The sequence below is a fragment of the Magnetospirillum gryphiswaldense MSR-1 v2 genome (genome assembly GCF_000513295.1).
GTDB classification, from domain to species: domain Bacteria; phylum Pseudomonadota; class Alphaproteobacteria; order Rhodospirillales; family Magnetospirillaceae; genus Magnetospirillum; species Magnetospirillum gryphiswaldense.
Map to the genome: position 1 here is coordinate 3,632,899 of NC_023065.1, position 22,747 is coordinate 3,655,645.

Annotated in this window: 25 protein-coding genes and 1 riboswitch; of the genes, 14 read left to right on the plus strand and 11 right to left on the minus strand. The window is 64.5% G+C overall.

Translation table 11 applies throughout. The annotated features are described in order from the left end of the window. The first annotated feature begins 26 nt into the window (after positions 1–26). The 7 genes from rpsP (at position 27) to leuB (ending at position 5,524) form a co-directional block, all read left to right on the plus strand. Complete coding sequence (gene rpsP / locus MGMSRV2_RS17440; protein ID WP_024081695.1) at positions 27–401, plus strand: 30S ribosomal protein S16; 375 nt, start codon at positions 27–29, stop codon at positions 399–401. Between the two features lie 6 nt (positions 402–407). Continuing rightward, complete coding sequence (rimM, locus tag MGMSRV2_RS17445) at positions 408–944, plus strand: ribosome maturation factor RimM (RefSeq protein WP_024081696.1); 537 nt, start codon at positions 408–410, stop codon at positions 942–944. Beyond that, positions 928–1,650, plus strand: coding sequence for a tRNA (guanosine(37)-N1)-methyltransferase TrmD (trmD, locus tag MGMSRV2_RS17450; RefSeq protein ID WP_024081697.1), 723 nt, complete (start codon positions 928–930; stop codon positions 1,648–1,650). Before rimM ends, trmD begins: the two co-directional genes overlap by 17 nt. A gap of 69 nt (positions 1,651–1,719) precedes the next feature. Beyond that, the gene (rplS, locus tag MGMSRV2_RS17455; protein WP_024081698.1) at positions 1,720–2,196 is read left to right on the plus strand and encodes a 50S ribosomal protein L19; all 477 of its coding nucleotides are present in this window, start codon (positions 1,720–1,722) and stop codon (positions 2,194–2,196) included. Positions 2,197–2,378: 182 nt separating this feature from the next. Next, a complete protein-coding gene (leuC, locus tag MGMSRV2_RS17460; RefSeq protein ID WP_024081699.1) occupies positions 2,379–3,782 on the plus strand; it encodes a 3-isopropylmalate dehydratase large subunit in 1,404 nt (467 codons plus the stop codon). A gap of 14 nt (positions 3,783–3,796) precedes the next feature. After that, entirely contained in the window at positions 3,797–4,402 is a 606-nt protein-coding gene (gene leuD, locus MGMSRV2_RS17465; RefSeq protein WP_024081700.1) for a 3-isopropylmalate dehydratase small subunit, read from the plus strand. Positions 4,403–4,417: 15 nt separating this feature from the next. After that, positions 4,418–5,524 (plus strand): 3-isopropylmalate dehydrogenase, encoded by a 1,107-nt coding sequence (gene leuB / locus MGMSRV2_RS17470; RefSeq protein WP_024081701.1) that lies wholly within the window; start codon positions 4,418–4,420, stop codon positions 5,522–5,524. A gap of 75 nt (positions 5,525–5,599) precedes the next feature. On the opposite strand, the gene folE is transcribed toward leuB, so the two are convergent. Genes folE through metZ form a run of 3 tightly spaced genes read right to left on the minus strand, consistent with a single transcriptional unit; the run spans position 5,600 to position 7,938 of the window. Continuing rightward, complete coding sequence (gene folE, locus MGMSRV2_RS17475) at positions 5,600–6,262, minus strand: GTP cyclohydrolase I FolE (protein WP_024081702.1); 663 nt, start codon at positions 6,260–6,262, stop codon at positions 5,600–5,602. 52 nt (positions 6,263–6,314) lie between these two features. Beyond that, entirely contained in the window at positions 6,315–6,707 is a 393-nt protein-coding gene (gene apaG, locus MGMSRV2_RS17480) for a Co2+/Mg2+ efflux protein ApaG (protein ID WP_024081703.1), read from the minus strand. 37 nt (positions 6,708–6,744) lie between these two features. Beyond that, positions 6,745–7,938: an O-succinylhomoserine sulfhydrylase gene (gene metZ / locus MGMSRV2_RS17485; RefSeq protein ID WP_024081704.1), complete on the minus strand. Its 1,194-nt coding sequence runs from the start codon at positions 7,936–7,938 to the stop codon at positions 6,745–6,747. Between the two features lie 49 nt (positions 7,939–7,987). Further along, positions 7,988–8,065: riboswitch (SAM riboswitch) on the minus strand. 162 nt (positions 8,066–8,227) lie between these two features. Between metZ and fabI the strand changes: the two genes are divergently transcribed. Then, positions 8,228–9,028: an enoyl-ACP reductase FabI gene (gene fabI, locus MGMSRV2_RS17490; protein WP_024081705.1), complete on the plus strand. Its 801-nt coding sequence runs from the start codon at positions 8,228–8,230 to the stop codon at positions 9,026–9,028. 45 nt (positions 9,029–9,073) lie between these two features. Here fabI and MGMSRV2_RS17495 read toward each other — a convergent pair whose 3' ends face one another. The 3 genes from MGMSRV2_RS17495 to MGMSRV2_RS17505 all read right to left on the minus strand — a co-directional run bounded on the left by MGMSRV2_RS17495 (position 9,074) and on the right by MGMSRV2_RS17505 (position 12,900). Next, entirely contained in the window at positions 9,074–9,772 is a 699-nt protein-coding gene (locus MGMSRV2_RS17495) for a transporter substrate-binding domain-containing protein (protein WP_158497786.1), read from the minus strand. A 178-nt stretch (positions 9,773–9,950) separates the two neighbouring features. Continuing rightward, positions 9,951–11,228, minus strand: coding sequence for a DUF2336 domain-containing protein (locus MGMSRV2_RS17500; RefSeq protein WP_024081707.1), 1,278 nt, complete (start codon positions 11,226–11,228; stop codon positions 9,951–9,953). Positions 11,229–11,232: 4 nt separating this feature from the next. Beyond that, the gene (locus MGMSRV2_RS17505; RefSeq protein WP_041633745.1) at positions 11,233–12,900 is read right to left on the minus strand and encodes a sensor domain-containing diguanylate cyclase; all 1,668 of its coding nucleotides are present in this window, start codon (positions 12,898–12,900) and stop codon (positions 11,233–11,235) included. A gap of 113 nt (positions 12,901–13,013) precedes the next feature. Between MGMSRV2_RS17505 and MGMSRV2_RS17510 the strand changes: the two genes are divergently transcribed. From MGMSRV2_RS17510 to MGMSRV2_RS17530, 5 genes are all read left to right on the plus strand, one after another. Further along, the gene (locus MGMSRV2_RS17510) at positions 13,014–13,736 is read left to right on the plus strand and encodes a pyrimidine 5'-nucleotidase (protein ID WP_024081709.1); all 723 of its coding nucleotides are present in this window, start codon (positions 13,014–13,016) and stop codon (positions 13,734–13,736) included. 64 nt (positions 13,737–13,800) lie between these two features. Next, positions 13,801–14,643, plus strand: a complete 843-nt coding sequence (dapD, locus tag MGMSRV2_RS17515) for a 2,3,4,5-tetrahydropyridine-2,6-dicarboxylate N-succinyltransferase (protein WP_024081710.1) — start codon at positions 13,801–13,803, stop codon at positions 14,641–14,643. Next, positions 14,643–15,785 carry a succinyl-diaminopimelate desuccinylase gene (gene dapE / locus MGMSRV2_RS17520; RefSeq protein ID WP_024081711.1) on the plus strand — a complete coding sequence of 381 codons (1,143 nt, stop codon included), beginning with the start codon at positions 14,643–14,645 and terminating at the stop codon, positions 15,783–15,785. The genes dapD and dapE overlap by 1 nt, the downstream gene beginning before the upstream one ends. Continuing rightward, on the plus strand, positions 15,782–16,348 hold the full coding sequence (locus tag MGMSRV2_RS17525) for a hypothetical protein (RefSeq protein WP_024081712.1): 567 nt from the start codon (positions 15,782–15,784) through the stop codon (positions 16,346–16,348). The genes dapE and MGMSRV2_RS17525 overlap by 4 nt, the downstream gene beginning before the upstream one ends. Before the next feature lie 11 nt (positions 16,349–16,359). Beyond that, positions 16,360–17,010, plus strand: coding sequence for an O-methyltransferase (locus MGMSRV2_RS17530; protein WP_024081713.1), 651 nt, complete (start codon positions 16,360–16,362; stop codon positions 17,008–17,010). On the opposite strand, the gene MGMSRV2_RS17535 is transcribed toward MGMSRV2_RS17530, so the two are convergent. The 5 genes from MGMSRV2_RS17535 to MGMSRV2_RS17555 form a co-directional block, all read right to left on the minus strand. Next, positions 17,007–18,239: a hypothetical protein gene (locus MGMSRV2_RS17535; protein WP_024081714.1), complete on the minus strand. Its 1,233-nt coding sequence runs from the start codon at positions 18,237–18,239 to the stop codon at positions 17,007–17,009. The two genes, MGMSRV2_RS17530 and MGMSRV2_RS17535, sit on opposite strands and share 4 nt — an antisense overlap. Positions 18,240–18,321: 82 nt before the next feature. After that, a complete protein-coding gene (locus MGMSRV2_RS17540) occupies positions 18,322–19,422 on the minus strand; it encodes a hypothetical protein (protein ID WP_144084337.1) in 1,101 nt (366 codons plus the stop codon). Positions 19,423–19,540: 118 nt separating this feature from the next. Next, the gene (map, locus tag MGMSRV2_RS17545) at positions 19,541–20,338 is read right to left on the minus strand and encodes a type I methionyl aminopeptidase (protein ID WP_041633747.1); all 798 of its coding nucleotides are present in this window, start codon (positions 20,336–20,338) and stop codon (positions 19,541–19,543) included. Between the two features lie 10 nt (positions 20,339–20,348). Next, on the minus strand, positions 20,349–21,047 hold the full coding sequence (gene sfsA, locus MGMSRV2_RS17550) for a DNA/RNA nuclease SfsA (protein WP_024081717.1): 699 nt from the start codon (positions 21,045–21,047) through the stop codon (positions 20,349–20,351). A gap of 2 nt (positions 21,048–21,049) precedes the next feature. Then, positions 21,050–21,961 carry a methyltransferase domain-containing protein gene (locus tag MGMSRV2_RS17555; protein ID WP_024081718.1) on the minus strand — a complete coding sequence of 304 codons (912 nt, stop codon included), beginning with the start codon at positions 21,959–21,961 and terminating at the stop codon, positions 21,050–21,052. Between the two features lie 44 nt (positions 21,962–22,005). Between MGMSRV2_RS17555 and MGMSRV2_RS17560 the strand changes: the two genes are divergently transcribed. Beyond that, positions 22,006–22,740 (plus strand): ComF family protein, encoded by a 735-nt coding sequence (locus tag MGMSRV2_RS17560; RefSeq protein ID WP_024081719.1) that lies wholly within the window; start codon positions 22,006–22,008, stop codon positions 22,738–22,740. The last annotated feature ends 7 nt before the right edge of the window (positions 22,741–22,747 follow it).

Genomic DNA, 22,747 nt, shown 5'->3' on the forward strand with positions numbered 1-22,747 from the left:
AAGTTTGTAAGCTAAAGGGAATAGATATGGCTCTGAAGATTCGTCTCGCCCGCGGCGGCGCCAAGAAGCGTCCGTTCTACCGCATCGTGGTGGCCGACGCCCGTTGCCCCCGTGATGGCCGTTTCATCGAGAAGGTGGGCACCTACAACCCGCTGCTGCCGACCGACCACGCCGAGCGCATCCTGCTGAACGTCGAAGCCATCCAAAAGTGGCTGGCCGTCGGCGCCCAGCCGACCGACCGTCTGGTCCGCGTTTTCGCCGACAAGGGCCTGATCGCCGCTCCGGTCCGGGCCGAGCAGACCAAGAAGAGCCAGCCCAAGGCCAAGGCCCAGCAGCGCGCCAAGGAAGAGGCCGAGCGCGCCGCTGCCGCCGCCGCTGAAGCCGAATCGGCCGCCGAGTAATTGGCGGTGTCGGCCCGCGTGTGCATCGGCGCCATCGTTGGCGCACACGGGGTCCGCGGTGCGGTCCGCGTCAAAAGCTTCACCGCCGATCCCTTGGACGTGGTCGCCTATGGCCCGGTCGAGGACGAGGCGGGGAAACGCCGGTTCAAGCTGAAGGTGACCGGCGAAGCCAAGGGCTTCGTCCTCGCCACGCTGGACGGGGTCAATGATCGCGACGCGGCCGAGGCGTTGAAGGGAACGGGGCTTTATGTGCCCCGCGACCGCCTGCCGGAGGTGGAAGAGGACGAGTTCCTCTATACCGATCTGGTGGGGTTGAGCGCTTTGGGGCTGGATGGTCAGGTGATCGGCACGGTCAAGGGTGTGGCCAATTTCGGCGCGGGTGATCTGTTGGATATCATCCGTCCGGGCCAAGGCAGTTTGCTGGTTCCCTTTACCAAAGTGGCGGTGCCGGTGGTGGACATGGTGAAGCGCCAGGTGGTCGTCGACCCCCCGGTCTTCGCCGAGGACGAAGAGAAAGAGGGCGAGGGTGGAAGAGCGGATTGATCCGTGGCATGCCACGGTGTTGACCATCTTCCCCGAGATGTTTCCCGGACCGCTGGGCCTGTCCTTGGCCGGGCGGGCGTTGGCCAAGGGGACTTGGCGGTTGGATGCGGTCAATATTCGCGATTACGCGACCGACAAGCATCGATCCGTCGATGATGTGCCCTTTGGTGGCGGGGCCGGCATGGTCATGCGTCCGGATGTGCTGGACGCGGCCATCAAGGCCAATCGGGGGGCGGGCCCCTTGGTGTACATGACCCCGCGCGGGCGGCTGTTGGATCAGCCGCTGGTGCGGGAACTGGCGGCGGGGCCGGGGGCGACCATCCTGTGTGGTCGCTTCGAAGGCGTCGACCAACGGGTTTTAGAGGCCAACGAGGCCGTCGAGATATCCCTCGGCGATTTCGTCCTGTCGGGTGGCGAGTTGCCCGCCTTGGTGCTTCTGGACGCGGTGGTACGCCTGTTGCCCGGGGTTCTGGGCAACCAGGAGACGCTGGCCGAGGAAAGTTTCGAGTGGGGTTTGCTGGAATATCCCCACTATACCCGTCCCGCCGAGTGGCAGGGCCGGGCGGTGCCCGAGGTTTTGATTTCGGGTCACCACGAGAAGATACGCGATTGGCGCCATCGCCAGTCGGAAGAAGCAACGCGGACACGCCGACCGGATCTTTGGGACCGGTATGCCTCTGCCCGGCGGCGGACGGAAACACCCTGAGGGGTTTCAGCCGTCGCATGGTCTAACAATGCGTCCACCCGGGGTGGCGCAGGACAAGGAAGTGAAGAGATGAACATCATTGAGCAGCTCGAGAAGGAGCAGATCTCCAAGCTCGTCGAAGGCAAGACCATCCCGGAATTCGCCGCCGGCGATACCGTCAAGGTCAACGTCAAGGTGGTTGAAGGCAACCGCGAGCGCGTGCAGGCCTATGAAGGCGTGGTGATCGCCCGTCGCAACGACGGCCTGAACTCGTCCTTCGTCGTCCGCAAGATCTCCTACGGCGAAGGCGTCGAGCGTATCTTCCCGCTGTACTCGCCCAACATCGCTTCCATCGAAGTGCTGCGCCGCGGCGACGTGCGTCGCGCCAAGCTGTACTACCTGCGCGACCGTCGCGGCAAGTCGGCCCGTATCGCCGAGCAGACCACCGGCTATTCGGCCAAGGTCAGCGCCGGCGAGCGTGAAGCCGTTGCCGCCGCCAAGGCCGATGCCTTGAAGGCCGCCGCCGCCGCCAAGGCCGAAGCCGCTTCGGCTGCCAGCGAAGAATAAGCTTTCCGCCGTCGCCGTCGCTCCTCTCGGGGGGCGGCGGGATGCGTCTGGAAATCTTGCTGTCCCGTCTCCGTCACCCTGGGGGATTCCCAGGGGGGCGGAGGATCGGGACTTTGCTATATCCGGTGTAGTGATGGCTAAATTAAGCCATCGGCGAATCACTCGTTTCTTGAGGAAGGCCCATGTCCAAGCCGCGCACGTTGTTCGACAAGATCTGGGACGCCCATCTGGTGGACGTTCAAGACGACGGCACCTGCCTGATCTATATCGATCGCCACATGGTGCATGAAGTCACCAGCCCGCAGGCGTTCGAAGGTCTGCGTCTGGCCGGCCGCAAGGTCCGCCACCCGGAACTGACCCTGGCGGTGGCCGATCACAACGTGCCGACCACCGACCGGTCCAAGGGCATCGAGAACGAGGAAAGCCGCATCCAGGTGGAAACCCTGGAAGCCAACGCCCGTGATTTCGCCGTCGAATATCTGCGCATGGACGATATCCGCCAGGGCGTGGTCCACATCGTCGGCCCCGAACAGGGCTTCACCCTGCCCGGCACCACCATCGTCTGCGGCGACAGCCACACCGCCACCCATGGCGCCTTTGGCTCGCTCGCCTTCGGCATCGGCACCTCGGAGGTCGAGCACGTTCTGGCCACCCAGACCCTGGTGCAGAAGCCGGCCAAGAACATGCGCATCACCGTCAACGGCACCGCTCCGGCTGGCGTCACCGCCAAGGACATCGTGCTGGCCATCATCGGCAAGATCGGCACCGCCGGCGGCACCGGCTATGTGGTGGAATTCGCCGGTGAAGCCATCACCAGCCTGTCCATGGAAGGCCGTATGACGGTCTGCAACATGACCATCGAAGCCGGTGCCCGCGCCGGTCTGATTGCCCCTGACCAGACCACCTTCGACTACATCATGGGCAAGCCGCGCGCCCCCAAGGCCGCCGCCTTCGAAGCCGCCGTGTCGTACTGGAAGACCCTGTTCACCGATCCGGGCGCCAAGTTCGACGCTGAAATCGAACTGGACGCCAGCACCCTGGTGCCGCAGATCACCTGGGGCACCAGCCCGGAAGACGTCATCGCCATCACCGGCACCGTGCCCAACCCCGCCGATATCGCCGATGAAAACAAGCGCCGCGCCGTCGAGCGTTCGCTCGAATACATGGGCCTGACCGCAGGCATGAAGGCCACCGACATCGCCGTCGACGTTGTCTTCATCGGTTCGTGCACCAATGGCCGCATCGAGGATTTCCGCGCTGCCGCCGAAGTGTTCAAGGGCCGCAAGGTCGCCGCCGGCGTCCAGGCGTTGATCGTGCCGGGCTCGGGTCTGGTCAAGGAACAGGCGGAAGCCGAAGGCTTGGACAAGGTGTTCATCGAAGCCGGCGCCGAGTGGCGCGAACCCGGTTGCTCCATGTGTCTGGCCATGAACGCCGACCAGTTGAAGCCGGGCCAGCGTTCGGCGTCGACCTCGAACCGCAATTTCGAGGGCCGCCAGGGCCGCGGCGGTCGCACCCATCTGGTCAGCCCGGCCATGGCCGCCGCCGCTGCCATCACCGGCAAGCTGACCGACGTGCGTTCGCTGTAAGGGGAGATCGTTTCATGGAAAAGTTCACCGTTCTCACCGGCGTCGCCGCGCCGATGCCGATGATCAATATCGACACCGACATGATCATCCCCAAGCAGTTCCTGAAGACCATCAAGCGCACCGGTCTGGGTAAGAATCTGTTCGACGAGATGCGCTATACCGCCGACGGCAAGGAAGTGGACGGTTTCGTCCTCAACCAGCCGGCCTACCGCGCCGCCAAGGTTTTGATCGCCGGCAACAATTTCGGCTGCGGCTCGTCGCGCGAACATGCGCCGTGGGCCATCGCCGATTTCGGCATCCGCTGCGTCATCGCGCCTTCCTTCGCCGACATCTTCTTCAACAATTGCTTCAAGAACGGCATCCTGCCCATCCGTCTGCCGCAAGACGTGGTCGACCAGCTGTCCAAGCAGGCCGAAAACGGCGCCAACGCCACCTTCACCATCGATCTGGCGGCGCAGGAAATCACCGCTCCCGACGGCTCCAAGGTCGCCTTCGACGTCGATCCCTTCCGCAAGCATTGCCTGTTGAACGGTCTGGACGATATCGGCCTGACCCTGATGAAGGACGACAAGATCGCCGCCTTCGAGACCGCCCGCAAGACCTCCAGCCCCTGGCTGTAACCGGAGTACCCGCATATGACCGCCAAGAAGCTTCTCATCCTCCCCGGCGACGGTATCGGCCAGGAAGTGATGGTTCAGGTTCGCCGCATCATCGATTGGATGGGCAAGAAGCGGAACATTTCCTTCGACATCACCGAAGGCCTGATCGGCGGTTCGGCCTATGACGTGCACGGCACCCCGCTCGCCGACGAGACCCTGGCCGATGCCATGTCCGCCGACGCCGTGCTGCTGGGTGCCGTCGGTGGCCCCAAGTGGGATGACCTGCCGTTCGACAAGAAGCCGGAACGCGGCCTGCTGAAGATCCGCAAGGAAATGGGCCTGTTCGCCAATTTGCGCCCGGCCACCGTGTTCGATGCCCTGGTCGATGCCTCGACCCTGAAGGCCGATGTGGTCCAGGGTCTGGACATCATGATCGTGCGTGAACTGACCGGCGGTCTGTATTTCGGCCAGCCGCGCGGCATCGAGACCCTGCCCAACGGTGAGCGCAAGGGCGTCAACACCCTGACCTACACCACCAGCGAAATCCAGCGCATCGGCCGCGCCGCCTTCGATCTGGCCCGGAAGCGCAACAAGAAGCTCTGTTCGGTCGACAAGGCCAACGTGCTGGAATGCACCGTGCTGTGGCGCGAAGAGATGATCAAGCTGCAACAGACCGAATACCAAGACGTGGAACTGACCCACATGTACGTGGACAACGCCGCCATGCAATTGGTGCGCAACCCCAAGCAGTTCGACGTCATGGTCACCGAGAACATGTTCGGCGACATCCTGTCCGATTGCGCCGCCATGCTGACCGGTTCGCTCGGCATGCTGCCGTCGGCGTCCTTGGGCGCTGCCGATGCCAATGGCAACCGCAAGGCGCTGTACGAGCCGGTGCACGGTTCCGCCCCCGACATCCAGGGCAAGGACATCGCCAATCCGCTGGCCACCATCCTGTCCTTCTCCATGTGCCTGCGCTATTCGTTCAACATGGATGCCGAGGCCGACATGATTGAAAATGCGGTCAAGGCGGTGTTGAAGGGCGGCTTGCGCACCGCCGACATCATGGCCCCCGGCAAGGCCAAGGTCTCGACCTCGGTCATGGGTGAATCCATCATCCGCGAGTTGGAAAAGCTGGCCTGATATCCATCGGTCGGTAAACGAAAAACCCGCCGCAAGCGATTGCGGCGGGTTTTGTCTTTTGCGGCGCCGGATCGTTCAGGCGTTGGACAGGCCGCTGCCGTGCTGGCCCTGGACCAGGGACATGAATTCCTTGCGGGTCGGCGGGTGATCGCGGAACACGCCCAGCATGCGGCTGGTGACCATGGTGACGCCGGGCTTGTGGATGCCCCGGGTGGTCATGCATTGGTGCGCCGCCTCGATGATCACCGCCACTCCCTTGGGCTGCAACACCTCGTTGATGGTGTTGGCGATCTGGGCGGTCAGCTTTTCCTGGATTTGCAGACGCTTGGAAAACACCTCGACGACGCGGGCCAGCTTGCTGATGCCCACCACCCGGCGGTCGGGCAGATAGGCCACATGGGCCTTGCCGATGATCGGCACCATGTGATGCTCGCAATGGGATTCCAGGCGGATGTCGCGCAGGATGACCATTTCGTCGTAGCCGTCGGTTTCCTCGAAGGTCCGCTTCAGCATTTCCACCGGGTCCAGGTCGTAGCCGGCGAAAAATTCCTCGTACGACCGCACCACCCGGTCGGGGGTACCGACCAGACCCTCGCGGTCCGGGTCGTCGCCGGCCCATTGGATCAGGGTGCGCACCGCCGCTTCCGCCTCTTCGCGGCTGGGGCGATGGCTGCTCTGGGCCTCGGTGTGGCGGGACGACAAGGGGCTATGGCTGTTCACATCGGGCTCCTGGCTCATGGACACGATCCTCCATGTGGCGTCGCCCCACCGGCAATGCAAGGTCGCCCGGTCAATTCAACCGTACGGGCTGATGCGGGCTGTCCAGCGAGAAGGCGGGGATGGAAACGTCGAAGATGCTGCCATCCGGCCCCTGCATCTGATAGGTGCCGACCATGATGCCCGACGGCGTCGACAGTGGCGTGCCGCTGGTATACTCGAACGATTCACCCGGCCCCAGCACCGGCTGTTCGCCGACCACGCCGGCGCCTTGCACCTCTTGCCGGCGACCCAGGGCGTCGGTGATCTTCCAGTGCCGGCTTTTCAGTTGCACGGTGTCGGCGCCCTGGTTCTCGATGCGGACGTGATAGGCCCAGACGTAATGATTTTCCGCCGGCGCCGATTGGTCGTCCAGGTAATCGGGGCGTACCGTCACCACGATGCCGCGGGTGGTTTGCGAATACATGCTCAGGCTTCCCGCCCAGGTTATTCCTTGTTCGCCATCATAGGACCTTTTCCAAGGCCAAGGCCAGATCGTCGATCAGGTCATCGGCATCTTCCAGGCCCACCGACAGCCGGATCAGGCCTTCGGTGATGCCCTGGGCCTGCTTGGCCTCGGGGCTCAGGCGCTGGTGGGTGGTGGTCCAGGGGTGACAGGCCAGCGATTTGGCATCGCCCAGATTGTTGGAAATGTCGATGACGTCCAAACCGTTGAGCAGGGTGTAGGCGGCATCCTTGCCGCCCTTCAGGGCAAAGGCGACGATGCCGCCGAAGCCCGTCATCTGCCGCTTGGCCAGATCGTGCTGCGGGTGGCTGGTCAGGCCGGGATAGAGCACGCGGGCGATTTCGGGCCGCGATTCCAGGAAGGTTGCGACCTTAAGGGCATTGGCGCAATGGCGCTCGATGCGCAAATCCAGGGTTTCCAGACCCTTCAGCAAGGTCCAGGCGTTGAACGGCGACAGCGCCGGGCCGGTATGGCGGAGATACGGCCCCAGCACGTCGTTGCAGAATTCGGCGCTACCCAGGATGGCGCCGCCCAGGCAGCGGCCCTGGCCGTCGATGTGCTTGGTGGCCGAATAGACCACCACGTCGGCGCCTAAGTGCAGCGGGCTTTGCAAAATAGGGGTGGCGAAGACGTTGTCGACCACCACTTTCGCTCCGGCCTTGTGGGCCAGTTCCGCCACCGCCGACAGGTCGATGATTTCCAAGGTGGGGTTGGACGGCGTCTCCAGGAACACGACCGCTGTCGGCTGCGCCAGGGCCGCCCGCCACTGATCCAGGTCGGTGCCGTCGACGAATACCGGCAGCACGCCGAAGCGCGGCAGCAGATCGTTGATGATCCAGGTGCACGAGCCGAACAGGGCGCGCGGCGCCACCACCCGGTCGCCGGCCTTCAGTTGACAGAGGATGGCGGCGTGGACGGCGGCCATGCCCGAAGCGGTGGCGCGGCAGGCCTCGGCCCCTTCGATGGCGGCCAGACGGTCCTCGAACATGGCGACGGTGGGATTCTTGAAACGGGAATAGACCATGCGGTCCAAGGTGCCGTCGAAACTTTGCTCGGCTTCCTCGGCGGTGGCGTAGACGAAGCCGGAATTCATGAAGATGGCTTCGCTGGTCTCGGAAAAGCCGGTGCGCGCGGTGCCGGCGCGGACGGACAGGGTGCGCGGGCGCAAGGTGCGGGTGGTGGTCTTGGTCATGATGGCCCCTTCGGCACGAAGTACCCGACCAGGGCGGGCACGGAAGGATACTTCCGCGTCCATTGCCTCTTTAGCGTTTGTTTAATGTGGCCGCAAGCCGGTCGGACAAATCACCACAGGGCGTTATACATAGCGGTCCGGGCGGGCCAAGGTCAAGCACAGTGCTATCACAGGGGATTAAGTGTGAATAACCCCATGACGTTTCCGGGAAATCGGCGGCTGCCCCCTTGAGTTCAGGGGGATTCTACCGATATGTTGCATTGCAGCGAAACACAGGAGCACGCGTGCCATGGATGCGACCAGCAAACCCTATCAACTGATCCAGACCTTGTCCTTGCAGGGCAAGAAGGGCCTGGTCATCGGTATCGCCAATGACCAGAGCATCGCCTATGGCTGCGCGCTACATTGCCGGGCCAACGGCGCCGAACTGGCCGTCACCTACCTGAATGACAAGTCGGAAAAGTACGTGCGCCCGCTGGCCGAGGGCCTGGACTCGTCGATCATCATGCCGTGCGACGTGCGCGAGGAAGGCCAGCTTGAAGCGGTTTTCGCCGAAATCGAAAAGACCTGGGGCCGCCTGGATTTCGTCATCCACTCCATCGCTTTCGCCAATCGTGAAGACCTGCATGGCCGCGTCACCGATTGTTCGCGCGACGGTTTCATGTTGGCCATGGACGTGTCGTGCCATTCCTTCATGCGGGTGGCCAAGCTGGCCGAACCGCTGATGACCAATGGCGGCTGTCTGATCACCGTGTCGTTCTACGGCGGTCGCAAGGTGGTCGAGCATTACAACGTCATGGGTCCGGTCAAGGCGGCGCTGGAAGCCTCGACCAAGTACATGGCCGCCGAACTCGGCCCCAAGGGCATCCGCGTCGTCGCCCTGTCGCCCGGCCCGCTGAAGACCCGCGCCGCCTCCGGCATCGACCGCTTCGACGAGTTGATGGAAGCCGCCGCCGCCAAGGCGCCGACCCATCATCTCGCCGATATCGACGATTGCGGGTCGTTCGCCGCCTATCTGGTCAGCGATCAGGCCAAGTCGGTGACCGGCACCACCTTGTTCATCGACGGCGGTTACCACATCGTCGGCTGATCCACGTCCCGGCAAGCCCCGATCCACGGGGCTTGCCGGGATCGATTACTTTTCCGCCTGATAGGATTGAACCCGCTCGGCATGAAGCGGTGTCGCCTTGATGTCGCGGATCGCACTCCAGAAGCATTCAGCCACGCCCTGGTGACGGGTATGGAATGCCTTGGACAGCATGACATAGCCGAACTTGTCCTCGATCGGCGGTTCACGCCGCGTCAGTGCCGCCGCCAAGTCGGGAGCGTCAGCCAGGACGGCGTCGGCGACCGACGTGATGATGGCGGCAGCGGATACCCGCCCGCCGGCGACCATGCGCAGCATGGTGACGGTGTCGTTGATTTCCACATGGGAAAAACCCTGCTCGACCAGCCGGGGAATGATGGACGAGCCGCGCTCGGCGGCGACACGGCCATCCCAGGCCTGGGCCGGATGGCGGGGGACGTACAGACTGTAGCTGTAGCCTTTGAGCGCGCGGCTGGAATCGGGTTTGCCATTGATCATGGGATAGACGCCATAGGTCGCCCGCTCGTCGTCGTAGCTGGAGGAGAACGCGCCGTCGGCATCGCCGTTCTTGACCTGCAGCAAGGCCCGTTGCCAGGGGACGAAGCGAAATTCGACGGCGGCGCCGCATTGCTTGCCGGCCTCGACCATCAGCTCGGCGTGGTGACCGGGGCGGTTGGCGGCGATGGTGCCATCGACCACCCGTATCTCATCGGTGTATTTCGGTGTCGTCACCAATACCATTGGCACCAGAGGCGAGCTCGCCCAGGAATTTCCTGCCAGCAGGCCGAATGTTGCCAAAGCCCAAAACCCAATCGCCTTCATGGTCCCCGTATCCCTTCCCCCAGAGATTATGCGTTCGTTACGCACAGTTTTAGAGGGGTGGGGGAGAAGCGCAAGTGAAGCTTGGGGGGCAGAAGTATAGGGTTTATCCGGCCAGAAATTCCAACTGCCAGATCATCTCGTCGCCGGTCAGCGGAAAGACGCCGTCGCGACCACGCAACACCCGAGGGGCGGGCAGGCGCAGCAATTTGGCCTGCAATTGCTCGGCCAGGGTCACCGACAAGCCGGCCTTCCAGGTGATGGCGGTGATACCCTTGGCGCTTTGCGTGGCCACCGTCTTGCGCACCACTGAAACCGGCAACTCGGCCAGTACCGCCAGGGCGCAGACGACGAAATTGGGGTCGTTGCCGGCCAGCGCGGTGTCGATGGTGCTTTCGTCCAACTGCCCCTTTTCCCGCAATTGGCGGGCGCGGACCAGGGCGGCGGCTTCATCCGACGCCTTACGCGCCTCGGCCCGCTCGGGGCCGGTGGCTTCCATTTCGTCCAGGCGCTTGGCCACCACGGCGGCCACCGCCACCGCCGCCTCGCGGTCGAGATCCTGACGCGCCGCCAGGGCCTGCAACAGGCTGGAGGCGACGAAACGGGCCAGTTTGGCGGCGGTCTTGGCCGGCAGCAGCGGGCGGTGGCACAGGGGTTGGTGCCAGGCTTCGATATCGGTGGCGCGGTCGGCCAGGCGGTCCAGGGTTTCCTCGCGGATTTGCGCCGATGGATTGCCCAGCAGGATGGCGATGGCGTCGACGTCGTCGGTGGCGGCGATGGCATCGGCCACCCGCACATTGACGGTGGAACGCTTGGAAATCGCCGCCAGCGCACCGGGAATGGGGCCGCCGCCGATGACTTCCAGCAAATCCTCGTCGGTGAGCACGGGTGAGAATTGCAGGATCGGCGCCGCCACCGCGATTTCGGCGTCGCGGGCCAGCCGGCGGATGACGTCGGGCGGCGCATTGGCCACGTCCTTCAGCGCCTCGGCCAGGATTTCGCGCACCTTGGGGATGCGGTCGCGAGCCAGCAATTCCAGCGCGTCATAGGTGGCGCGGCGCAGGCGGTCCTGTTCATGGGCGGTCAGGCCGGGGGCTAGCCGGGCGATCTTCATGGCCAATTGGGCGCGCACCTGATCGTCGTCATCGGCGGCCAGGGTGGGATGCGCCTGGGGCGGGGTGGCCGGATTGGCGGCCAGATGGCGCCGCACCTCGGCGCTGGGGTCCTCGACCAGGAAATACAGGATTTCCGGCCGCACTTCCGGATGAGCGGCCAGTTTGGCGCGGATTGCGCTGTCTTCGTGCGCGGCCAATTCGCGCGCTTCCTCGTAGGTGAACTTGCGATCACCGCCGCCGAACAGACGTTTGATCAATCCAACGACCATGACGCTAGTCCCGCTTTCCAGTGGGCGCGGGCGCCAGCCGCCATGCCCCCTTGCCGTCACGCTTGACCTCGTACATGGCGGTGTCGGCGCGGGCCACCAACTCGTCCAGGGATTCGGCACTGGGGCCGGCATGGACGGCGACGCCCAGCGACATATGCAGGGGCTTGTCGGCGCTGCCGGAGAAATGCGCCAGTTCGGCGCTGGCCGCCAGCATGCCTTCACAGCGGCGGATGGCGATCTGTTCTTCCGCCGCTTCCAGCCAGATGGCGAATTCGTCGCCGCCCAGGCGCGCCACCAGATCGGTGGGCCGGGTGTGCTTCAGCAGCAGGTCGCGCACTGCCAGCAAGGCCATGTCGCCGGTGTGGTGGCCGTGCACGTCGTTGACCGCCTTGAAATTGTCCAGGTCCACATAGATCAGGGCGGCGGGCTTGTGTTCGCGGCTCAGGCGGTTGAAGCGCCGCGCGATTTCCTCGAAGAAGGCGCGGCGGTTGAACAGGCCGGTCAACGAATCGGTACGCGACAGCCGCAAGATGCGTTCGTGATTGGTGATTTGTTCGTTGGCCAAGCCCACCTGATTGGCGACGTCGTCGATCAGCAGGCGGTCGTCGTCGCTCCAGCCCGGGCGGCTGTCGTCGCGCCACAGCAGCACGGCGCCGTTGATGGAATGGCGATAGCGGCTGACCGTGGCCAGAACATGCCAGGCGGCGATCTTGTCCTCGAAATGGTCGCTGCCGATAAAGGAATCGAGCACGTCCTTTTCCTCGCCGCCCTCGCCGAACTGGGCGGCCAAGGCGAAGTCGGAGGCTTCCGGCAACAGGCGGAAAATCTGACAGCCGGTGGCGCCCAGGGCGCGCGCCGTGGCCTCGGCGGCGGCACGCAGCATGTCGGCGGGATCGACCTCGTCACGGATGGTCCGCACGATATAGGACAGCAGCCGCTCGCGGTTGTTGGCGCGCGACAGCGCCGCGTCGCGCAGCCGTTCCTGGGTGATGTCGCGGCAGATGCCGCGCGCGCCCTGCCATTGCCCGTCGTCGGAACGCACCGGCGTGCTTGACGCCAGCACGCAGGCTTGGCTGCCGTCGGCCTGATTCATCCACACTTCCACGTCTTCCATGGCCAAGGCGCTGGCGAACGGGGTCTCGCCCTCGTCCATGGGAGTCTCGGCGATGAAATCGGCGGGATTGCGGCCAACCAATTCGTCGGCCAGATAGCCTAGCGCGCCTTTGGGGCTGACAAAGACGAAGCGACCGTCGGCGCCCACTTCCCAGGCGAAGTCGGACGAGATATCCACCAGATCCTTGTAGCGCTGGCGCGATTCGACCAGGGCGGACCGCAGGTTGCGTTCCAGCGTGATGTCGCGGCCCAGCAGCAGAAAATGACCGTTATCGGCGGGCAGGGCGATCAATTCGACGATGATCGAGCCGCTACCGGCGGGCAGGGTGGCGACACTGGGACGGGCGCTGTTGAGCAGGCTGGCGATGTCGGGTAGAAGACCGCCCTCCAGGGCGTGTTGCACGACTTCGCCGCGACCGTTGCTGGCGATGACGCGACCGTCACTGGTCACGACCAAGGCGGCGCCGGGATAGGCGGCCAAGGCGGCGGCGCCCAAGCCCACGGGGGCCGATCCACCACCGGACCCAGGACGATGCTGCTGATCGAAAGCCAAGTTCATCCCCACCCACACTCAAAAATCCTATGCTTCAGGTGTTAGCATATCGGCCAAGGTTTAACGACCCCAAAACCCTAAGGTTGCCTTTTGCCGCGCCCGGGCGTAGCACAGGGGGCATGAACCAAGACCATCATCCCCGCCCGCCCGTGGACCAGTTGGAAACCTGGGTTTTCGATCTGGACAACACGCTTTATCCGGCCAGCAGCAGCCTGTTTCCGCAGATCGACGTGCGCATGCGCCAGTTCATCGCCGACCGCCTGGGGTTGGGGTTGGACGAGGCCTTCGCCCTGCAAAAGCGCTATTACCGCGAATTCGGTACCACCTTGCGCGGGCTGATGACCGTGCACGGCATGGAACCCGCCGATTTCCTGGCTTATGTCCACGACATCGACCATTCGGTGCTGGAGGCGGCGCCGCGCCTGGATGCCGCCTTGGCGGCCTTGCCGGGGCGCAAGCTGATCTTCACCAACGGCTCGGAACGCCACGCCGAAAAGGTGTTGGCGCAATTGGGGCTGGAGCGCCATTTCGCCGGCATCTTCGACATCGCCGCCGCCCGCTTCATCCCCAAGCCGCAGTCGGAATGCTATGACCTGATGGTGCGGCGCTTCGATTTCGACCCGCGGAACGCAGCCATGGTCGAGGATCTGCAGCGCAACTTGGCGCCGGCGGCGGCCTTGGGCATGACCACCGTGTGGGTGCGCCAGGACGACCACCCCGATGCCCGGGTGGTGATGGACGACCATGACCATATGGGCCATGTCCACCACATCACCGACGACCTGTCCCACTGGCTCGAGCAGGTGGTTGCCACCCCAAAGGCGCCTCCTTCGGTGCGTTGACTTGGGGGGTAAACGCGCTATGTTTCCGCCAACTCCAATCATTGCCTGAACAAGGATACCGGCCATGAGCTTCGCCGACCTGCAAAAAGCCATCGAGGACGCCTGGGAAGTCCGCGACACCATCAATGCCAAGACCGATTCCAAGATCCGCGATGCGGTGGAGATGGCCTTGGGCATGCTCGATACCGGCCATATGCGCGTCGCCGAGAAGCTGGATGGCGAGTGGGTGGTCAATCAGTGGCTGAAGAAGGCGGTGCTGCTGTCCTTCCGTCTCAACGATTCGCGCCCGGTTTCCGGTGCGCCTAACGGCTCGCATTGGTTCGACAAGGTGCCGACCAAGTTCGAGGGTTGGGATGAAGGCATGTTCCAGGCCCATGGCTTCCGCGCCGTTCCCGGCGCCGTGGTCCGTCGTCCGGCCTATATCGCCCCCGGCGTGGTGCTGATGCCCAGCTTCGTCAATGTGGGCGCCTATGTGGACAGCGGCACCATGGTCGATACCTGGGCCACCGTCGGCTCGTGCGCCCAGATCGGCCGCAACGTCCATATCTCTGGCGGCGCCGGTATCGGCGGCGTGCTGGAACCGTTGCAGGCCGGCCCGGTGATCCTGGAAGACAACGTCTTCATCGGTGCGCGGGCCGAAGTGGCCGAAGGCGTCATCGTCGAGGAAGGCGCGGTGCTGTCCATGGGCGTCTATATCGGCAAGTCGACCAAGATCGTCGACCGTGCCACCGGCGAGGTGTTCTATGGCCGCGTCCCGGCCTATTCGGTGGTGGTGTCGGGGACCATGCCGGGCAAGCCCCTGCCCAACGGCGAACCCGGTCCCAATCTCTATTGCGCCGTCATCGTCAAGCGCGTGGACGAACAGACCCGCTCCAAGGTCTCCATCAACGAATTGCTGCGCGACTGATGAACCTGTCCGACCCCGTCGGCCTGACCGCCGAACTGATCAAATGCGCCAGCGTCACCCCTGAGGATGCCGGCGCCCGCGACCTGTTGGCCGGTTGGCTGCGGGAACTGGGTTTTGATTGCCATGCGGTGGATTCCGCCACCGGTGGGCCGCTGATCCGCAATCTTTACGCCCGCCGGGGTTCGGACGGCATCAATTTCTGTTTTGCCGGACACACCGACGTGGTGCCGGTGGGGGCGTCGGGCTGGAGCGTCGAGCCCTTCGCCGGCACCATCTTGAACAATCGCCTGTACGGGCGCGGCGCCACCGACATGAAGGGTGCCATCGCCTGTTTCGTCGCCGCCGTTTCGCGCTTCGTCGCCAAGGGCCAGCCGGCCGGCTCCATCAGCCTGCTGATCACCGGCGACGAGGAAGGCCCGGCGGTGGACGGCACCGTCAAGGTGCTGGACTGGCTGAAGGTGCGCGGCGAACGCCTGGATATGTGTCTGGTGGGCGAGCCCACCAATCCGGGCCGGCTGGGCGAGATGATGAAGATCGGGCGCCGGGGCTCGCTCAATTGCCGTATCACCGTGTTCGGCACCCAGGGCCATTCCGCCTATCCGCATCTGGCCGACAATCCCATCCCCCGGCTGCTGGCCATGCTGAACGCCCTGACCGCCGAGCCGTTGGACCACGGCTCGCCGCATTTTCAGGCCTCGACCCTGGCCTTGACCACGGTGGATGTGGGCAATGCCGCCACCAACGTCATTCCGGCCCAGGCGCGGGCCGGCTTCAACATCCGCTTCAACGATCTGCACAGCGGAAAATCGCTGGAACAGTGGATCAGGCACACCTTGGACAGCGTCGGCGGCGATTATGAGTGCAAGATCGAGGTCTCGGGCGAAAGCTTTCTGACCGAGCCGGGGGTCTTGTCCGAGGCGGTGGCCGAATGCGCCCGGGCGGTGACCGGCCTGACGCCGGAATTGTCGACCACGGGGGGCACCTCGGATGCCCGCTTCATCAAGAATCATTGCCCGGTGCTGGAATTCGGGCTGGTCAGCCAGACCATGCACAAGGTGGATGAATACGTGGCCGTCGATGACCTGGAGGCGTTGACGCAAATCTATCTGGGCGTGCTGGAACGCTTGGTGGGATCACAGTGATCGACCGCACCGAAATGCATGCCGGTATCTACGGCGCCTGGCGGTTGGCCCGGCGCGATCCCGGCGGCATGGTGTGGATCAATCCGACGCCGCAAGGCATGTGGAATTCGTTTTGGGCCGCCATCCTGGTGCTGCCTGGGGCCATGGCCCTGGAAATCCTGTCCGGCGGTTTCGGCGACGATCCCGGTTTGCGCGATGTCGCGGTCAAGCTGATCGCCTACACCATTCGCTGGGTGTCCTATCCGCTGCTGATGATCTATGTCGCCGACAGCCTGGGCTGTTTCGACCGCTATTGGCGCTATATCGCCGCCAATAACTGGGCCAGCGTCGTGCAGGTGGGGTTATTGCTGCCCTTGGTGTCGGTGGCGGTATTGTCGCAGATGCCGGCCCTGTTGTTTGTGGTGCAGATCTTCGTCTTTCTGCTGCTGGTCTATCACGGCTATGTCGCCTATGTGGCGCTGGGGGTGAGGATCAGCGCCGCCATCGGCATCACCGTCATGGATTTGCTGCTGGCCCTGTTGGTGGACAACATCGCCACCCGGGTGGCCGAGGGCGTCTGGTAAAGGGGACACGCATGGACAAGCAGACCTGGACCGCCGTCGATGCGTATTTCGCCCAGGCGCTGATGCCCGCCGACCCGGTGCTCGACGCCGCCCTGGCCGCCAGCCGTGACGCTGCCCTGCCGGCCATCAATGTCGCTCCCAACCAGGGCAAGCTGTTGCACCTGCTGGCCCGCATGATGGCGGCGCGCAACATTCTGGAAATCGGCACCCTGGCCGCCTATTCCACCCTGTGGCTGGCCCGCGCCCTGCCCGCCGGCGGGCGGCTGGTGACGCTGGAGGCCGATCCGGCCCATGCTGTCGTCGCCCGCGCCAACATCGCCCGCGCCGGTCTGGATTCGGTTATCGATCTGCGCGAGGGCAAGGCGCTGGATATCCTGCCCGGCCTGACCGGTCCGTTCGACTTCGTCTTCATCGATGCCGACAAGACCAACAATGTCCATTACTTCGAATGGGCGCTGAAGCTCTCCCGCCCCGGCGCGGTGATCATCGTCGACAACGTGGTGCGCGACGGCAAGGTACTGGACGCGCAGGTCGAGGAAAAAGTCCAAGGTGTGCGCCGTCTGGCCGAAAGGCTGACCGGCGATAGCCGGGTCAGCGCCACCGCCTTGCAAACCGTCGGCGGCAAGGGCTGGGACGGCTTCATCCTGGCGGTGGTGAATTAGCGTTTCTGCGCCGCTTCGGCGGCGGCGAACATGGTGGTGACGAAATCGGCGATGGTCTTCAACTCGCTGGACTGGCTGATATCGGCAGCCTTGGCCCGTTCCACCATCTTGCCGACATAATCGGGCCGCCCCGGCAGGCCGAAGGCCTTATTGAAACGGTCATCGCCCAGCGCCCCATGGGCGGCCATGACGAACACCGCCAATTGGTCGGTGCGGAACCCCAACTCGCCCACCAGCATCTTGCCGACCAGACCGTTGACCGCACCCAGAATGCCGGTGACCCGCACCGTCTGTTCGGCGTTGGGCAGCAGGGCGCGCACCTTGGGGTCCAGCAGGGTCATGGTGAAGGCGTTGGCTTTCAGACGCTTGCCATCGGCGGTCAGAATGTCGGACAGGCGGGCGCGCCGGTCCTTGTCGTCGGTCTTGACGATGTCGGTCAGCAATGGCGCCATGCCGTCGCTGACCCGTTTGTCGGCGGTGCTGATCGGGGTGGGCTTGCCCTTGCGCCCGCTGTCCAGCACGTCAGGCAATTGATAACCGGGGCGGCCTTGGGCGTTTTCGTTCACCTCGACCACCGGGGTCGGCGGCGGCGGGTTGTCGGGGTCGGCGCGCAGGCGGCGGATGTCTTCGGCCAGCCGGTAATCCAGCAGACGCGGTCCCAGGCGACGGACCATGCCGGGACTCATCAGGCAATATTCGGGGATGATCGGCACCTGCCAGTCATGGCGCAGGTAATCTTGAAAGGCGATATACAGAATCTCGCCCCGGCTTTTTGGGCGGGTGCCGGCGGATTGGGTTTCGGCCAGTGACAAAAGTGCCCGCAACCGGGCCAACAGGCCGCGTTGGGCCTGACGGCGCGGGCGTTGGCGCAAGGTCTTGGCGGTGCCGTCCAGGCGGCTGCGGAAATGGCGTTTGGCGGCGGTACGCACCACCATGGCCACCACCTGATCCAGGCTGCGCCCGCATTCCAGCAAGGCTTCGGCATCGTCCACCGCCACCTTGCGGCGGTCGATCAGCAGATGGCGAAACTGTTCCGGATTGCTGCGAAAGGCCTGGAAACAACGATCCAGCAGCTCGACATCGTCGAGGATGGCTTCCAGCGCATTGCGCTTGGGCAGGTGACGCACCTCGGGGACCAGTTCGGCCAAAACCTCGACCACCGGCCCTTGCAGGGTGGCGTTGATCTTGCGGACGACCGCCGCATGGTCGATGGCGGTCGTCGATCGCATGGAATTCCCCATAAAACCATTGCCCTCGGCACAGGCGTATACGACCGATCATCGGCGCAAGGGGTTAGCAAAGTCCTAAACCTCAGGTCGGGTCGGCACGTTTGAACAATTGGCGGACAAAGCTTGCGCATTCGTTCAGGTCCGAGGCCTGGGTCAGACCGGCTTGACGTGCCCGCTGAGTCAGGCGGATGACGATGGCGGCATCGGCATTGGGACCGAAAAAGCGGGCGAAGGAATCCGGACCGATGGTTTCATGGGCGACCAGCAGCACGGTAGCCACCTGATCCAGCCGCAATCCCAGTTCCGCCACCAGCAGCTTGGCCGCCATGGTCCCGGTTTCGCGCAAAGGAGCGCTTAGGGGCTGGTCGGCCGAGCGCGGGCGCAACTGGGCGCGCAAATCCGTGTTTTGCAGCACCTTGGCGAAGGCTTCCAGCTTCAGGCCGCCGCCGGGGGCCAAGATGTCGGACAGCCGGGCGCGTTCGTCACGGCGCGGGCCGGGCGCGCGGGCGGATTGTTGCTGCTCGGGGGTTTCAAACAGCTTGGCTGCTTCCTCGGGGTCGTCGACCACCTTGCGCAACTGTGCGATATCTTTCAGCTCCAGCAGCTTTTCCCCCAGCGAGCGGGCCAGATTGGGTGACATCTCGGCATAGGTGGGAACCAGCGGCACCTGCCATTCATGCAGCAGATGGGCCTTGAGCGCGTCGTACAATTCCTCGGCCCGCCCGCGCAAGGGGGTGGCGTGCAGGCTGGAGGACAGCGGCGGTGTCTTGAACAATTTGGTCAGGCGCTGATGCAGGCGCTGATGCGCTGCCTGGGCCTGTGGGCGATGTGGGGTATGGCGGCGGCGGAAGTGGCGTTTGGCGGCGGTACGGACGATCATCGCCACCACCTGTTCCAGCGACCGGCCGCAGGCCAACTGGGTGCAATCGTCGTTGACCGGGCGCTGCGCCGCGTCGACCAGGATGGATTGGAACTTGTCGCGCTTGGCGCGAAAGACCTGGAAACAACGGTCCAGCAAGCCGATATCGTCCAGCGTCCGCTCATAGGCGCGGTCCGCCGGCAGCTTTTTCAGCTCGGGCAGGAACTGGCACAAGACAGCCAGCACCGAACCCTGCAAGGCTTCGTTGACTTGCCTGACGGCGTTGCCGCCGCCTCCCGCAATCTCGCCTGACACCATTGGCACCCGGACCCTTCCCGACGCGCCCATCCCCCCATGCCGGAGCAAATTATCGTTTTGCGACTCGGCGTGATAATTAGGGCGGCCAATCGGGGGGTGATGTCAACAGGTCGTAAACGAAACCCTACTCATAGGGAGGGCAGTGCCACCCCTTCGGGGAGGCGGTGAAGATCTCGCAGCCGGTGGCGGTGACGCCGATGGAATGCTCGAACTGGGCCGACAGCGATTTATCCTTGGTCACCGCCGTCCAGCCATCGGCCAGAATCTTGGTTTCATAGCGTCCGGCGTTGATCATCGGCTCGATGGTGAAGAACATGCCTTCCTCCAGCACCATGCCCTGACCGGGCTTGCCGAAATGCATGACGTTGGGCGGCTCGTGGAAGATGCGGCCCAGGCCGTGACCGCAGAAATCGCGGACGATGGAAAAACGGTGCTTTTCGGCGAAGCTTTGGATGGCCCAGCCGATATCGCCCAAGGTGGCGCCGGGCTTGACCACCTCGATGCCGCGCATCAGCGCCTCATAGGTCACTTCCACCAGCTTGCGCGCCTTGATCCCCACCTTGCCGACATAATACATGCGGCTGGAATCGCCGTGCCAGCCGTCGAAGATGGGGGTGACATCGATATTGACGATGTCGCCGTCCAACAGAACCTTGTCGCCGGGGATGCCGTGGCAGACCACGTGGTTGACCGAGGTGCAGATGGATTTGGGAAAGCCGCGATAATTGTAAGGCGCCGAGATGCCGCCGTTTTCAATGATGAAACGGGCGCACAGCTGGTCCAGCTCCGAGGTGGTGACGCCGGGCTGAACATAGGGGGTGATGTAGTCCAAGGTCTCGGCGGCCAGCCGCCCGGCCTTGTGCATGGCCTGGAAATCGGCGGGTCCGTGCAGGGTCACCCGGTTGGTATCGCGGTCGCTCAAGTCGTTGTCCTCATTCGGCAATGGGCAGCATCGGGCCGATATGGATGCCGTCCAGGCTCATATGGCATGTATGACACAGGGCTTCCACCCCATCCTTGCGGGCTTGGGCCAGACCGGCGGCATAGACCGGGTCGATATGGGCGGCGGGGCGAAAGCCGGTGCAGTCCTGGCGCTGCACCAGATACAGCATCACCGCGCGGGCGCCTTGGGCGACCATGGCCCGCAATTCGGTCAGGTGTTTGGTTCCGCGCACGGTCACCGCGTCGGGGAATTCCGCCCAGTCGCCGCGCTTCAAATGCACGTTCTTGACCTCGACATAGCAGGGCGGGCGCCCGTCCGCTTCCAGCAGCAGGTCGATACGGGAATTGATTCCGTACTTCACCTCGCGCCGGAGTGTGGTGTAGCCGGTCAATTGGGGGATGGCGCCATCCTTGATGGCTTCCGCGGCGATGGCGTTGGGGTGGGCGGTGTTGACGCCGACCAGATGGCCGTCGACGCGCACCAGTTCCCACGAATATTTCAGCTTGCGATCCGGGTTGGCGGCGGGCGACAGCCACACCTCCATGCCGGGATCGGCGGTACCCAGCATGGCCCCCGAATTGGCCAGATGGGCGGTGATCACCTGACCGTCATCCAAGCTGACATCGGCCATGAAGCGCTTATAGCGCTTGATCAGGGTGCCGCGGATCAGGGGGGCGTGAAACTTCATCCTCAGTCCTTGACCGGCGCAAGGACACCGCAGCCGCCGCTCAACACATCGGCCAACGGCACATGGCCGGAACCGGGGGGCAGCGGTTGAGGCTGGCTGGGATGGGGTTTCCAGCCGGTCAGGGTAAGGATGTGGAAATCCACCGGAAAGCGACCGTCGGCATCGGCGAATTTCTGCTGATACAGGTTCAGCGCGTGCAGCAAGGTGGTGCGCCGGCTCAGGCTCTTGCGCCGTTCGACCACCGCGTTGGTTTCGCCCATGCCGCGCAGATCGGCCAACAGTCGCATGGGATCGCCGTAAGACACCGATACCTGATCGGCATCGGCCACCGGCAGGGCGAAGCCGGCCCGTTGCAGCAGGTGCCCCATGTCGCGGATGTCGGCCATGGGCGATACCCGTGGACTGATGCCGCCTTCTTCGGCCAGTTCGGCTTCATGCAGGCAGTGGCGCAGATCGGCCAAGGTTTCGCCGCCCAGCATGGCGGCCAGGAACAGCCCGTCGGGCTTGAGCACCCGCCTGATCTGCACCAGGGCGCCGGGCAAATCGTTGACCCAATGCAGCGACAGGCACGACAGCACCAGATCGAAGGAATTGTCGGCGAAGGGCAACCATTCCTCGTCGGCGGCGAGGGTGGCGTGGCCGTTGGCCGCCGCCTTGGCCGCCATGGCCGGCGACAGGTCGCATTGCACCAGGGTCTTGATGCCGCCGCGCCCGCCCAAGGTATCGGCCATCTCACCGGTATGGCAGCCCAGGTCCAGGGCCAGCGGAAAGACGCGGGTAACGTCGCTGAGGCGGTCGGCCAGCCGTTCGGCCACCTCACGCACCAAAAAGTCGTGGGCGGCGAAACCGCGGGCGGCGCGGTCGCGGTGCTTGCGCAAGGTGGCGCGGTCGAAGATGCTGACGGGGTCGGTCATGCTTCTTCTATGGCATGGCCGGGGGGTAGGGGGGAAGAGGGCAGATGACAGCCATACGCCATTGGGGGCGCAAGCTGCTGGATGCGGTCCTGCCGCCGCTTTGCTTGTGCTGCGGCGCCATCGTCGCCGAGCCCGGTGCCCTGTGCGCCCAATGCTGGAGCGGCTTGCGCTTTGTCGCCGCCCCGCTTTGCCCGGTCTGCGGCCAGCCCTTCGACACCGATCCCGGCGGGGCCGACATGATGTGCGGTCGCTGTCTGGCCGAGCCGCCGCCGTGGGCGCGGGCGCGGGCGGTGTTTTGCTATGACGACGCCTCCAAACCGCTGATCCTGCGTTTCAAGCATGCCGACCGGCTTGAGGGCGCCCCCGCCTTCGGTCGCTGGCTGGCCCGCGCCGGGGCGGAATTGCTGATCGATTGCCACCTGATCGTGCCGGTGCCGCTCAACCGCTGGAAATTGCTGGCCCGCCGCTATAACCAGGCGGCCTTGCTGGCCCAGGCCCTGGGGCGGGAAAGCAAGGTGGCGGTGGCCGCCGACGGTCTGCTGCGCCTGCGCCGGACGCCGCCGCAGGGGCATTTCAGCCGGGCGGAACGTCAGCGCAACGTGCGCGGCGCCTTCGCCCCCCATCCACGTCTGGATGTCTGCGGCAAGAATGTGCTGCTGGTGGACGATGTGCTGACCACCGGGGCGACCTTGGGCGAATGCAGTCGCGTGTTGTTGCGCCAAGGCGCTGCCCGCGTCGATGTGCTGACTTTGGGTCGTGTGCTGTTGTCGCCGGCCTGAGGCTTGC

Bases quoted from the DNA above. Each gene is read 5' to 3' on its own strand.
- rpsP (WP_024081695.1), top strand. From the start codon at position 27: ATGGCTCTGAAGATTCGTCTCGCCCGCGGCGGCGCCAAGAAGCGTCCG.
- rplS (WP_024081698.1), top strand. From the start codon at position 1,720: ATGAACATCATTGAGCAGCTCGAGAAGGAGCAGATCTCCAAGCTCGTC.
- leuC (WP_024081699.1), top strand. From the start codon at position 2,379: ATGTCCAAGCCGCGCACGTTGTTCGACAAGATCTGGGACGCCCATCTG.
- leuD (WP_024081700.1), top strand. From the start codon at position 3,797: ATGGAAAAGTTCACCGTTCTCACCGGCGTCGCCGCGCCGATGCCGATG.
- leuB (WP_024081701.1), top strand. From the start codon at position 4,418: ATGACCGCCAAGAAGCTTCTCATCCTCCCCGGCGACGGTATCGGCCAG.
- folE (WP_024081702.1), bottom strand. From the start codon at position 6,262: ATGAGCCAGGAGCCCGATGTGAACAGCCATAGCCCCTTGTCGTCCCGC.
- apaG (WP_024081703.1), bottom strand. From the start codon at position 6,707: ATGTATTCGCAAACCACCCGCGGCATCGTGGTGACGGTACGCCCCGAT.
- metZ (WP_024081704.1), bottom strand. From the start codon at position 7,938: ATGACCAAGACCACCACCCGCACCTTGCGCCCGCGCACCCTGTCCGTC.
- fabI (WP_024081705.1), top strand. From the start codon at position 8,228: ATGGATGCGACCAGCAAACCCTATCAACTGATCCAGACCTTGTCCTTG.
- MGMSRV2_RS17500 (WP_024081707.1), bottom strand. From the start codon at position 11,228: ATGGTCGTTGGATTGATCAAACGTCTGTTCGGCGGCGGTGATCGCAAG.
- MGMSRV2_RS17505 (WP_041633745.1), bottom strand. From the start codon at position 12,900: ATGAACTTGGCTTTCGATCAGCAGCATCGTCCTGGGTCCGGTGGTGGA.
- MGMSRV2_RS17510 (WP_024081709.1), top strand. From the start codon at position 13,014: ATGAACCAAGACCATCATCCCCGCCCGCCCGTGGACCAGTTGGAAACC.
- dapD (WP_024081710.1), top strand. From the start codon at position 13,801: ATGAGCTTCGCCGACCTGCAAAAAGCCATCGAGGACGCCTGGGAAGTC.
- dapE (WP_024081711.1), top strand. From the start codon at position 14,643: ATGAACCTGTCCGACCCCGTCGGCCTGACCGCCGAACTGATCAAATGC.
- MGMSRV2_RS17530 (WP_024081713.1), top strand. From the start codon at position 16,360: ATGGACAAGCAGACCTGGACCGCCGTCGATGCGTATTTCGCCCAGGCG.
- MGMSRV2_RS17535 (WP_024081714.1), bottom strand. From the start codon at position 18,239: ATGCGATCGACGACCGCCATCGACCATGCGGCGGTCGTCCGCAAGATC.
- sfsA (WP_024081717.1), bottom strand. From the start codon at position 21,047: ATGAAGTTTCACGCCCCCCTGATCCGCGGCACCCTGATCAAGCGCTAT.
- MGMSRV2_RS17555 (WP_024081718.1), bottom strand. From the start codon at position 21,961: ATGACCGACCCCGTCAGCATCTTCGACCGCGCCACCTTGCGCAAGCAC.
- MGMSRV2_RS17560 (WP_024081719.1), top strand. From the start codon at position 22,006: ATGACAGCCATACGCCATTGGGGGCGCAAGCTGCTGGATGCGGTCCTG.